This window comes from Ornithinimicrobium cryptoxanthini (assembly GCF_023923205.1).
In the GTDB taxonomy this organism is placed as follows: domain Bacteria; phylum Actinomycetota; class Actinomycetes; order Actinomycetales; family Dermatophilaceae; genus Ornithinicoccus; species Ornithinicoccus cryptoxanthini.
In genome coordinates, this window is sequence record NZ_CP099490.1 from 2,354,358 (window position 1) to 2,366,753 (window position 12,396).

General features: G+C 69.7%; 9 protein-coding genes. 1 reads left to right on the forward strand and 8 read right to left on the reverse strand.

Features of this window, described 5'->3' with window-relative positions; all coding sequences use genetic code 11:
* Window positions 1-50 precede the first annotated feature (50 nt).
* Entirely contained in the window at window positions 51-1,232 is a 1,182-nt protein-coding gene (locus NF557_RS10885; protein WP_252619307.1) for a phosphoglycerate dehydrogenase, read from the forward strand.
* Between the two features lie 4 nt (window positions 1,233-1,236).
* Here NF557_RS10885 and NF557_RS10890 read toward each other — a convergent pair whose 3' ends face one another.
* The 8 genes from NF557_RS10890 to NF557_RS10925 form a co-directional block, all read right to left on the reverse strand.
* Complete coding sequence (locus NF557_RS10890; RefSeq protein WP_252619308.1) at window positions 1,237-3,216, reverse strand: TIGR03960 family B12-binding radical SAM protein; 1,980 nt, start codon at window positions 3,214-3,216, stop codon at window positions 1,237-1,239.
* Window positions 3,217-3,298: 82 nt separating this feature from the next.
* Entirely contained in the window at window positions 3,299-5,143 is a 1,845-nt protein-coding gene (locus NF557_RS10895) for an AMP-dependent synthetase/ligase (RefSeq protein WP_252619310.1), read from the reverse strand.
* A gap of 96 nt (window positions 5,144-5,239) precedes the next feature.
* A complete protein-coding gene (gene rodA / locus NF557_RS10900) occupies window positions 5,240-6,337 on the reverse strand; it encodes a rod shape-determining protein RodA (protein ID WP_252619312.1) in 1,098 nt (365 codons plus the stop codon).
* Between the two features lie 3 nt (window positions 6,338-6,340).
* Window positions 6,341-7,303, reverse strand: coding sequence for a bifunctional riboflavin kinase/FAD synthetase (locus NF557_RS10905; RefSeq protein ID WP_252619314.1), 963 nt, complete (start codon window positions 7,301-7,303; stop codon window positions 6,341-6,343).
* Between the two features lie 10 nt (window positions 7,304-7,313).
* Entirely contained in the window at window positions 7,314-8,291 is a 978-nt protein-coding gene (gene truB / locus NF557_RS10910) for a tRNA pseudouridine(55) synthase TruB (protein WP_252619316.1), read from the reverse strand.
* On the reverse strand, window positions 8,272-8,778 hold the full coding sequence (gene rbfA, locus NF557_RS10915; protein ID WP_252619318.1) for a 30S ribosome-binding factor RbfA: 507 nt from the start codon (window positions 8,776-8,778) through the stop codon (window positions 8,272-8,274). Before rbfA ends, truB begins: the two co-directional genes overlap by 20 nt.
* 162 nt (window positions 8,779-8,940) lie before the next feature.
* Window positions 8,941-11,841: a translation initiation factor IF-2 gene (gene infB / locus NF557_RS10920; protein ID WP_252619320.1), complete on the reverse strand. Its 2,901-nt coding sequence runs from the start codon at window positions 11,839-11,841 to the stop codon at window positions 8,941-8,943.
* A gap of 232 nt (window positions 11,842-12,073) precedes the next feature.
* Window positions 12,074-12,388, reverse strand: coding sequence for a YlxR family protein (locus NF557_RS10925; RefSeq protein WP_342454480.1), 315 nt, complete (start codon window positions 12,386-12,388; stop codon window positions 12,074-12,076).
* Window positions 12,389-12,396: the final 8 nt, after the last annotated feature.

Here is a 12,396-nt window from a genome sequence, read left to right on the forward strand (position 1 = left end):
CCGACCCGACACCGCCCCTTGCTGACCCGCGACAGACCGAGGACCCACCCGTGACCTTCGCCATCCAGACGCTCAACGCCATCTCGCCGCTCGGCCTGGAGCGCCTCGACCGCTCCCGGTTCGACGTCGGCACCGACATCCCCGAGCCGCGCGCGCTGCTCCTGCGCTCGGCTGACCTGCACTCCTACGAGGTCCCGCCGAGCCTGTATGCCGTGGCCCGCGCCGGGGCCGGCACCAACAACATCCCGGTCGACGCGATGGCCGCACGGGGCATCCCGGTCTTCAACACCCCGGGCGCCAACGCCAACGCGGTCAAGGAGCTGGTCATCGCCGGCATGCTCCTCGCCGCGCGCAACCTCTATCACGCAGCCGACTACACCAAGAACCTCGTGGCGGAGCAGCACCTGTCCGGCAAGGAGCTGGACCAGCAGGTGGAGGCCGGCAAGAAGGCGTTCGCCGGCTTCGAGCTGCCCGGTCGCACGCTCGGGGTCATCGGCCTCGGCGCGATCGGCGTGCTGGTCGCCAACGCCGCCCAGTCCCTCGGCATGAAGGTGCTCGGCTATGACCCCGCGATCACGGTGGAACGCGCCTGGCAGCTCTCGCCCAGCGTCGAGCAGGTCACCAGCGTCGAGGAACTGCTCGCCAGCTCGGACTTCATCACGCTGCACGTGCCGCTCATCGAGGCCACCCAGGGGCTGGTCAGCGCGGAGCGGATCGCCACGATGCGCCCGGGCAGCGTCATCCTCAACTTTGCCCGCGGCGGCATCGTCGACGAGGCCGCGGTGATCGCCGCTCTGGACTCCGGGCACCTGCACGCCTATGTCAACGACTTCCCCACCGAGGCCGGCTCGATCCACCCCAAGGTCATCGCGCTCCCGCACCTGGGGGCCTCGACCAGCGAGGCCGAGGACAACTGCGCCGTGATGGCGGTCGACCAGCTGACCGACTTCCTGCTGCACGGCAACATCCGCAACTCGGTGAACTTCCCCACCGTCGTCATGGGCCGCACGCCCGGCACGACGCGGCTGGCCATCTTCAACGAGAACAAGCCCAACATGATCGGTCAGATCACGGCCGTGCTCGCAGAGGCCGGCCTCAACGTCGCCGAGTTCACCAACCGGGCGCGCGGGGACTACGCCTACACCCTCGTCGACGTCGAGGGCCAGGTCGAGGACGACCTCAAGGCCTCGATCCTGGCGATCGACGGGATCATCCGAGCCCGCAAGGTCTGAGCCCTCACACCACGCTGAGCGGCAGCAGCTTCTTGCCGGTGGGGCCGATCTGGATCTGGGTGTTCAGCTGCGGACAGACGCCGCAGTCATAGCAGGGTGTCCACCGGCAGTCGTCCACCTCACGCTCGTCGATGGCGTCCTGCCAGTCGTCCCAGAGCCACTCCTTGTCGAGGCCGGAGTCGATGTGGTCCCACGGCAGGACCTCACTCTCCCCCCGCTCGCGGGTGGTGAACCAGGCGACGTCGACACCCGACCCGGCCAGCGCCCGCTCAGCCGCGCCCATCCAGCGCTCGTAGTGGAAGTGTTCGCTCCAGCCGTCGAACCGCGCGCCGTCCCGCCAGACCTGCTCGATCACCGCACCGACCCGGCGGTCCCCCCGAGAGAGCAGCCCCTCCACGATGCCGGGCTGGCCGTCGTGATAGCGGAAGCCGATGGCTGAGCCATAGCGCCGGTCGGCCCGCAGCGCCTGGCGCAGCTTCGTCAGGCGGGCGTCGGTCTCCTCGGCACCCAGCTGGGCAGCCCACTGGAACGGCGTGTGGGCCTTGGGCACGAAGCCCCCGATCGACACGGTGCAGCGGATGTCCTTGTGCCCACTGACCTGTCGGCCGGTGTCGATCACCTTCTTGGCCAGGTCAGCGATCTGCAGCACGTCCTCGTCGGTCTCGGTCGGCAGACCACACATGAAGTAGAGCTTGACCTGACGCCACCCCGCGCAATACGCCGCCGCCACGGTCCTGATCAGGTCCTCCTCGCTGACCATCTTGTTGATCACCTTGCGCAGCCGCTCGCTGCCCCCCTCCGGCGCGAAGGTCAGACCGGAGCGCCGACCGTTGCGGGTGAGCTCGTTGGCCAGCTCGATGTTGAAGGCGTCCACCCGCGTCGAGGGCAGGGACAGCGAGGTGTTGGTGCCCTCATAGCGGTCGGCCAGTCCCTTGGCGACGTCAGCGATCTCACTGTGGTCGGCCGAGGACAGGGAGAGCAGCCCGACCTCCTCGTAGCCGGTGGCGTCCAGGCCCTGGGCCACCATCGCGCCGATCCCCTCGATGGAGCGCTCGCGCACCGGACGGGTGATCATGCCTGCCTGACAGAACCGGCAGCCGCGGGTGCACCCGCGGAAGATCTCGACGCTCATCCGCTCGTGCACCGACTCGGTGACCGGCACCAGCGGCGTCTTCGGATAGGGCCACGCGTCGAGGTCCATCACCGTGTGCTTGCTGACCCGCCACGGCACCCCCGCCTGGTTCGGCACCACCCGCTGGATGCGGGCGTCCGGCAGATAGTCCACGTCATAGAAGGCCGGCACATAGACACCGCCGGTGCGCGCCAGGCGCAGCAGCAGCTCATGCCGCCCACCCGGTCTGCCCTCGCTCTTCCAGCCGCCGATGAGCTGTGTCGCGGCCAGCACCGCCTCCTCACCGTCACCGACGATGGCAGCGTCCACGAAGTCGGCGATCGGCTCGGGGTTGAAGGCGGCGTGCCCGCCCGCGATCACGATCGGGTGCTCGTCCGTGCGGTCCACCGCATGCAGCGGAAGACCCGCCAGGTCAAGCGCCGTCAGCATGTTGGTGTAGCCGAGCTCGGTCGAGAAGGAAAGCCCGAACACATCGAAGTCACCCACAGCCCGGTGCCCGTCGACGGTGAACTGCGGCACACCCTCGGCGCGCATCAGCCCCTCCAGGTCCGGCCAGACGGAGTAGGTCCGCTCCGCCAGCGCGAACGGCTGCTCGTTGAGGACCTCATAGAGGATCATGACGCCCTGGTTGGGCAGCCCGATCTCATAGGCGTCGGGATACATCAGCGCCCAGCGCACCGTGAGCTCCGCACCCTCCGGCCCGAACCCGGCCACGTGCCAGTCCTTGACCTGCGAGTTCAGCTCACCCCCGACATACTGCACCGGCTTGCTGACCTGCTCGAGCAGCGGCTCCAGCGCAGGGAAGATGCTGTCGCCAGGCGTGCGCGGGCGGGATTCGTCCGTGGCAGTCATGACAGCAAGGGTATGCCGAGCGGCCCGCGGTGAGGCGGGCCGCTCGGCATCTCCGTGGCGGCGGTGTGAGCGCGTGTCCAGGTCAGTCCGCGTAGAGCGCGTCCAGCTGGTCGGCATACTTCTTGGTGACGACCCGGCGCTTGAGCTTCATGCTCGGAGTCAGGTCGCCCTCCTCGACGGTGAGGTCGTGGTCCAGGATGACGAACTGCTTGATCTGCTCCCAGCGGTTGAGCTGGAGGTTGAGCTCGTCGACATAGCCCTGCACCATCGCGCGGCACTCGGGGGAGGTGACGACCTCGGCGTACTCCTTGCCGGCCATGTCGTTCTTCTCCGCCCAACCGGCGATCGCGTCGGGGTCGAGGGTGATGATGGCGGACACGAACTTGCGACCGTCTCCCTCGATGACCAGCTGGCTGGCGTAGGGGCAGATCCCCTTGAACATCGACTCGATGACCGACGGCGCGACATATTTGCCGTTGGAGGTCTTGAACAGGTCCTTCTTGCGGTCGGTGATCCGCAGGAAGCCGTTGGCGTCGAGCTCACCGATGTCGCCGGTGTGGAACCACTTGTCCTCGCCGAACGCCTCGGCCGTGGCCGTCTCGAGCTGGTGGTAGCCGGTGGTGACACCCGGGCCGCGGAGCAGGATCTCGCCGTCCTCGGCGATCTTGACCTCAGTGCCGGGCAGTGCCCACCCGACGCTGCCGAACTGGTAGCCGCCGATGCTGGGGCGGTTGACGAAGGAGGCCGCCGAGGTCTCGGTGAGGCCGTAGCCCTCGATGATCCGCAGGCCCACCGCGTCGAACCACTCGGCGACGTCACGGTTGAGCGCCGCCGAACCGGAGATAAAGAACCGGACGCGGCCACCGAAGCGCTCCTGGACCTTCTTGAGCACCAGCTTGTCGGCGATCTTGTGCTGCACCGCGAGGACGCCGGTGGGTTCCGTGCCCGTCTGGCGCAGCTCGCTGACCTTGCGCCCGACGCCCGTGGCCCAGTGGAACAGCTTCTCCTTGATGCCGCCCTCGTCGGCCATCATCATCGTGATGCGGCCATAGGCCTTCTCGAAGATGCGCGGGGCCGCACCCATGAAAGTCGGCTTGACGACGGCGACGTTCTCGACGATCTTGTCCACGCGTCCGTCCACTGCGGTCGGGAAGCCGACCTGCAGGGGCAGCACGAGCAGCACCTTGCCAAAGACGTGGGCCAACGGGAGCCAGAGGTACTGCAGGTCGTCGGAGTCGAGGATGCCGATCGCGTCGACCGCGGCCGCCTCATAGGTCCACGCCGAGTGCGGGAGCCGCACGCCCTTGGGCCGGCCCGTCGTGCCGGAGGTGTAGATGATGGTGGCCAGATGGTCCGGGGTCAGCTGGTCGATGCGCTCGTTGATCAGCTCTGGCTCGGCCTCGAGCCGGGCCTGACCCCGCTCCTCCAGCTCAGAGAGGGTGATGACCCAGTCGCCGTCACCCTCGCCGTCGATGACGACCACGTGGGAGACCTCGGGCATGGAGCCGCGGTGCGCGCGCAGCTTCTCGACCTGCGTGGAGTCCTCGGCGATGACCACCTTGCTGCCGGAGTCGGACACGATGTAGGCCACGTCGTCGGGCAGGGTGGTCGGATAGATCGTGGTGGTCGCGGCGCCGGCGGACATCACGGCCTGGTCGGCGAGCACCCACTCCAGCCGGGTGGCGGAGCACAGCGCCACCCGCTCCTCGCCCTGCACGCCCAGGTCGACCAGACCGGCCGCGATCGCGTTGGCGCGGGCACCGGTCTGCGCCCAGGTCAGCGACTCCCAGGACTCTCCGACCGGATAGCGGAACGCCTCTGCGTCCGGCGTGCTGGCGACCCTGTCACGGAACAGGTGGCCGACGCTGGCAGCGCGGTTGTCGATTTTGCTCTGGTCGAACTGCTCGTCGCGGGAAGACAGCGCCATAACTCGTCCTTCGTTGGGCGGGTGTGTGAGCCTGATCCTCTCAGGTCGATGGCCGATTCGGTAGGCCGACCCCCACAACCGCTGCCCAAATGTTACCTACGGGTAGGTGCGCCGGGGTTGCTGACAGGCTGCGACCAGTCCGACCGCCAACCAGCAGGCGAACATCGAGGACCCGCCATAGGACAAGAAGGGCAGCGGCAGGCCGGTGACCGGCGTCAGCCCGAGGTTCATGCCGACGTTCTCGACGGTCTGGAAGAGCAACCAGCCGGCCACCCCGACGGCGACCAGCCGGGCAAACGGGTCCTCGGTGCGGACCGCCACCCACAGTGCCCGGATCACGACAAACAGGAGCAGTCCGAGGATGCCGAGGCTGCCGACCAGGCCCAGCTCCTCCCCCGCGATGGAGAAGACGAAGTCGGTGTGCTGGAAGGGGATGAACCCGCCCTGGGTCTGTGGTCCCTGGCCGAGGCCGGCTCCGTCCCAGCCACCGGAGCCGATCGCCAGACGGGCCTGCCGGGTCTGGTAGCCGATGCCCTGCGGGTCCCGGGACGGGTCGGCGAAGGCGAGCAGCCGGTCCAGCTGGTAGCCATCCAGCAGCGGCACCCTGATCGCGGCCACGATCGCCCCCACCGCCCCGGCGACCGCGAGCACCGTCCAGCGCAGCGCCGCTCCCGACGCGGCCACGACACCGACCGCCATGGCGCCCAGGACCAGCGCGGTCCCCAGGTCCGGCTGCAGCAGGATCAACCCGATGGGCAGACCCGCCAGCAGCCACGCGGTCAGCACGTCACGCCAACCGGGTGTGCGGCTCGGGCTGCGCGACTCGGCAAGGATCATCGCCAGGCCGATGCACAGCGCGATCTTGGACAGCTCGGCCGGCTGCAGGGAGAACCCGCCGGGCAGGTGGATCCAGGAGCGGGAGCCGTTGACGGTGACCCCGAGCGGGCTGAGCACGACCAGCAGCCCCAGGATGCCGGCCAGATAGAGCCAGGGAGCGGCGGCTCTGATCCAGCGGACGTCGACCCGCAGCAGGAGCACCGCCATCGTGATCCCGATGCCAGTGTTGATCAGGTGCCGCACGACCAGGGCCGAGCCCACGTCCTGGTGGGTGCCGGACCAGATGAGCAGGGCGCCGAGCAGACTCAGACCCAGCGCTGCGACATACAGCCCCCAGTCGATGCGCAGCCAGGCCATGGCCTAGCCGAACAGGATGGACCGGCTGGCGTCGACGTCGCGACCGATCTGGGTGAGCAGCTCATCCACCGACTCGAAGCGCACGTTGCCGCGCAGTCGCTCCACGAAGTCGACGCCCACCTGCTCGTGATAGAGATCCAGGTCCAGCCGGTCCAGGACGTGCGCCTCGACGACCCGCACCGGCACGTCGTCAAAGGTGGGGTTGGTCCCGACCGAGATAGCGGCCGGCAACCGGCGCTCCGGGTCGCCCACCGGCAGGTCAAAGCGCTCCAGCCAGCCGGCATACACGCCGTCCGTGGGGATCAGTCCCTCGACCGTGCCGCCCAGGTTTGCGGTCGGGAACCCCATCTCGCGACCGCGACGCTTTCCGTGCACGACCTCACCGGTGACGCGGTGCGGACGACCGAGTATGTCGGCAGCCAGGTCCACCTGACCCTCACCCAGGAGGGCGCGCACGTGGGTGGAGGACCAGTTGCGGGCCCCCTCGGTGGTCTCGCCGACCGCGGCCAGCTCCACCACCTCGAAGTCGTCGCTGGCGCCGATCTCGCGCATCGTGTCGATGTTGCCCGAGTTGTGCACGCCAAAGCGGGAGTCGGTGCCGAGCACGACCGCCGTGGCACCGAGCGCGTCGACGAACACCTCGCGGACGAACTCGTGAGGCGTCATGGCCGCGAGCTCGTGGGTGAAGGCCAGCACGAGGATCGCGTCCAGGCCGGTGCCCGCCATGAGGTCGAGGCGGTGCTCCACGCCGGCGATCTGCACGGGGGCCCGCTCGGGGTGCAGGACGGCAAGCGGCGGGGGGTCGAAGGTGACGGCCACGGCCCGTGCGTCCCGCGCGCGCGCCTCGCGGACGACGGTCCCCAGCAGGGCGCGGTGGCCGCGGTGGACCCCGTCGAAGTTGCCGAGGGTCACCACGCTGGGTCCGAACCCGGACGGGATCTCCTGCAGGTCGGTCCAGCGCGGCACGGACTCCACTCTAGAGGGCGGGGAAGACGACATGACTGCGCGCCACCTCCCCGGTCTCGTCCAGCATGGCCACCAGCACGCCATCTGGACCGATAGCGGCCACCGGCTCGGTCCGCCCCGCCTGTGCTGCCGGGAGTCGTTTGCCGTGACCGAGGTCGATGGCCTCCTGGGCGCTCAGGGTGCGGCTGGGGAAGGTGGCCGTGGCAGCCTCGGCCAGCGGCACCAGGTGGGCGGAGACGCCGTCCTGCTCAAGCTGCTCCAGCGTCGCTGCCGAGGCCAGTTCGAAGCCCCCGACGCGGGTGCGGCGCAGGGCGGTCAGGTGCCCACCCACGCCGAGCTGCTCCCCGAGGTCGCGAGCCAGGGCACGCACATAGGTGCCGGAGCTGACCTCGACCTCGACGTCCAGGTCGAGCCAGGCGACGACGGGCTCGGTCGGGCTAGCTGCGTCCGTGTCTGTCTGCGAGTCGCCCGCGCGGATGTCGGACACCTCGAAGCGGTGGACCGTCACCGGCCGTGCGGGCAGCTCGACGTCCTCACCCGCCCGGACCCGCGCATAGGAGCGCTTGCCGTCGATCTTGATCGCGCTGACCGAGCTGGGCACCTGCTGGATGCTGCCGGTCAGGTCGGCGATCGCAGCCCGGACCGCCGCCTCGGTCAGCTGCGACGTGTCGTGGCGCGCGGTGACCTCACCCTCGGCGTCGTCGGTCACGGTGCTGACCCCGAGCCGGATGGTCGCGGTGTAGGCCTTGTCCGCCCCCACCAGGAAGGTGAGCAGCTTGGTGGCCCGGTTGACCCCCAGCACCAGCACCCCGGTCGCCATCGGGTCCAGCGTGCCGGCGTGCCCCACCCGTCGCGTGGCGCACAGCCGCCGGGACCGTCCCACGACGTCATGGCTGGTCCAGCCCGCAGGTTTGTCCACGACGAGCAGCCCGTCACCGGCGGGAGGGTGCACCTGCTGGGCCCGGGACTCAGTCCCGGCCGTCGGCATACTTCTCGATCTGGTCGCTGTCGTCGGGCTCGTCGTCCTCGTCCAGCTCGTCGCCGACCGGGTCTGCCTCGCGCGCCTTGCGATAGGGGTCGGCCTCCCCCGCATAGCCGCTCTCAGTCCGGTTGGCGGCCAGTTGCGAGTCGCGCTCGTGCACCTGACGGAAGATGTCCTCGAGGTGCGCGGCGTCCTCGGGCAGCGCGTCGGGCACGAACTCCAGCGTCGGCGTCAGCCTGATGCCCAGGCCCTTGCCCATGTGCGAGCGGAGCCGGCCGCGATAGGTCTGCAGGACCTCAGCGGCATCCGCGCGCTCCTGGTCCCCGCCCAGCACGGTGTAGAAGACGGTGGCCTGCTGCAGGTCCCCCGTGACCCGGACGTCGGTGATCGTGACGAACCCCAGCCTGGGGTCCTTGACCAGCGTGTCCAGACCCTGGGCCACCAGGACCTTGATGCGCTCGGCGACCTTGCGGGCGCGTGCGGGATCTGCCATGTCTCCTCCTCGGTCGGGTTGCAACGAGTCAGTCTAGGTCGCCTCGCGGCCGACCCGCGCACGCAGTGGCGCCGCCAACCTCTCCCGTGCGTGGAGGTGGGCCCTGGACGCGACAGAGCCCGGGCGCAACAGGTGCACCCGGGCTCTGCGATCCTCGACCGATCAGCTGCGCGGGATCTCGCGCATCTCATAGGTGGTGATCAGGTCATCGGTCTGGACGTCGTTGAACGAGCCCAGGTTGATGCCGCACTCGAAGCCCTCGCGGACCTCGGTGACGTCGTCCTTGAACCGCCGCAGGCCGGCGATCTCCAGGCCCTCGGTGATGACCACGCCGTTGCGGGTGATCCGAGCCTTGGCGCCGCGGCGGATCTCGCCGCTGCGGACGAGGGAGCCGGCCACGTTGCCGAACTTGGAGGAGCGGAAGATCTCGCGGATCTCCGCGGTGCCCGTCTCGACCTCCTCGTACTCCGGCTTGAGCATGCCCGTGAGCGCGCTCTCGATGTCCTCGATCGCCTGGTAGATCACGCCGTAGTAGCGGATCTCCACGCCCTCGCGCTCGGCGACCTCGGCGTTCTGTCCCTCGGCCCGGACGTTGTAGCCCAGGATGATCGCATCCGAGGCCGCAGCCAGGTTGATGTTGTTGAGGGTGATCGCACCGACCCCGCGGTCGATGATCCGCAGGTCGACCTCGTCGCCGACATCGATCTGCAGCAGAGCGTCCTCGAGCGCCTCGACCGAACCGGACACGTCGCCCTTGAGGATCAGGTTGAGCGTGTCCACCTTGCCGGCAGCCAGAGCCTCGTTGAGGCTCTCCAGGCTGATCCGCTTGCGGGCCTTGGCCAGCGAGGCCTGCCGGTCGGCGCTCTCGCGCTTCTCGGCGATCTGGCGCGCGGTGCGGTCGTCGGGGGCCACCAGGAAGGTGTCACCCGCCCGTGGCACCGAGGCCAGACCGAGCACCTGCACCGGACGCGACGGGGTCGCCTCCTGCACGTTGTTGCCGTGCTCGTCGAGCATGGCGCGCACGCGACCGTGGGCCGAGCCCGCCACGATGGCGTCCCCGACCGTCAGGGTGCCCTGCTGGACCAGCACCGTGGCCACCGGGCCACGACCGCGGTCCAGGTTGGCCTCGATGGCCACACCGCGAGCGTCCTTGTTGGGGTTGGCCCGCAGGTCCAGGGCCGCGTCCGCGGTCAGCAGGACCGCCTCGAGCAGCGCGTCGATGTTCTGGTTGTTCTTGGCGGACACGTCCACGAACATCGTCTCACCGCCATACTCCTCGGCGATCAGGTTGTATTCGGTCAGCTGCTGGCGCACCTTGGCCGGGTTGGCGCCGTCAACATCGATCTTGTTGACCGCCACCACGATCGGCACGTCCGCAGCCTGGGCGTGGTTGAGCGCCTCGATCGTCTGCGGCATGACACCGTCGTTGGCCGCGACCACCAGGATCGCGATGTCGGTCACCTTGGCACCACGGGCACGCATGGCGGTGAACGCCTCGTGACCCGGGGTGTCGATGAAGGTGATCGGACGGTCGTCGCCCTCGTGGTGGGTGTGCACCTGGTAGGCACCGATGTGCTGGGTGATGCCACCGGTCTCGCTGGCACCGACATCGGCCTGACGGATCGCATCGAGCAGTCGGGTCTTGCCGTGGTCGACGTGACCCATGACGGTCACGACCGGGGGACGTGCCTCCAGGTCCTCGTCGGTCTCGGCCTCGGTCTCAGCATCCAGGTCGATGTTGAAGGAGGTGAAGAGCTCGCGCTCCTCCTCCTCCGGCGAGACGACCCGGATGTCATAGCCCAGCTCGGAGCCCAGCACGCCGAAGGCGTCCTCGTCCAGGGACTGGGTCGCCGTCGCCATCTCACCGAGGTGGAACAGCACGGTCACCAGCGATGCCGGGTCGACGTTGATCTTGTCGGCGAAGTCGCTCAGCGAGGCGCCACGGCGCACCGTGATGGTCTGGCCGTTGCCGCGCGGGATGCTGACGCCACCGATGCTCGGCGCCTGCATCTGCTCGAACTCTGCGCGCTTTGCCCTCTTGGACTTGCGTCCGCGGACCTTGCCGCCTCCACGACCGAAGGCACCCTGCGTGCCGCCACGCCCACGCGGGCCGCCACCGGGACGACCGCCACCGCCACCGCGGTAGCCACCGGGACCGCCACCGGGTCCACCGGGGCCGCCACCGGGTCCACCAGCGCCGGGACGACCGCGGCCACCAGGGCCGCCACGGGCCGGGCGCTCACCCGGACGGGGAACAGCCGCACGGTCGGGCATCATGCCGGGGTTGGGACGCGGACCACCAGGGCGCGGACCGCCAGGACCGGCCTGGCCGCCACGGGTGCCACCGGGGCGGGGCATGCCCTGCGACGGCGCGAACGGGTTGTTGCCCGGACGCGGTGCACCGCCTCGCTCACCACCGCGCTCGGGACGGTCGGAGCGCTCGGCGCGCGGACGCTCGCGGCCCATGCCCTGCTTGGAGGCGAAGGGGTTGTTGCCAGGCCGGGGGCCGGGCTTCACGCCAGGACGGGGAGCGCCCTCACGGGACCCGGAAGCAGCCGGGGCCTCGGGCGTGCGCGGGCCGGGACGGCCCGAGGGGCTCGACGAGGCGGCGGGACGCGCGGGCTCATCAGAGCCGCTCGCAGCCGTGCTCGTCTCCGGTGCGGTCGGTGCCTGCGGGGCGGCCGGCGCAGCTGCTTCGGGTGCGGCGGTGCCGCCCGGCTTGGCCGGGCCGGGCTTCACGCCTGGCTTGGCCGGTGTCGGCGCGCTCGCAGCGGGAGCCTTGGCGCCCTCCTGCGCAGAGGCGGGGGTCGCGTCGACATCAGCAGACGCCAGCTTGGCGGCTGCCTCCTTGGCGGGGGCAGCGTCCTTGGCGGGCGCAGCCTTCTTGGCGGCAGGCGGCTTGGCCGCTGCCGGGGGGTTCTCACGAATCTTGCGGACCACGGGAGGCTCGATGGTCGACGATGCCGACCGGACAAACTCTCCTTGTTCCTTCAGGTGGGCGAGCAGCTCTTTGCTCTCAACCCCGAGCTCTTTCGCGAGCTCATAAACCCGGACCTTAGCCACAGTTCTCCTTCGTTGGGCGTCTCGGTCCGAGCCTGTTCAGGGCGCACGACCGGGACTAGTGCTGGTGGGTGCTCATTGCTGAGTACTCATCGGGTGCTCATCAGCGTCAAACCCGCTTCCGGTTCCTCGATGACAGGGCCGCTCGGCCCCGCCTGATCTGGCGGTCGGACCTGGTGGTCCGTCCGTCCGGTGTCCGACCCACGGTGGGTCGGACGGTCCCGTTGTGCTGGGGTCAGTCGGACTGACCCAGCAACGCCTCCAGCGCCGTGGTGTCCGGTCGACCAGGCCGACGAAGGGCCCTGCCGAACGCACTGCGCTGGGTGGCAGCCGTCACGCACTGCGGGGTGAGGTGCACATAGGCTCCTCTCCCCTGCCGGCGGCGCTGTGGGTCCGGGACCAGCAGCCAGCCCTGTGAGGGGTCGGGGTGGTCGACGGCAGCGACGCGCAACAGTGCGGTCTGCTCCGCGCGGTGCCTACAGCCCACGCAGGTGCGCACCGGGGTGCGCGGTCCTGACAGGCCGTCAGACGGCGGAACAACCTGCACCACTCTACAGG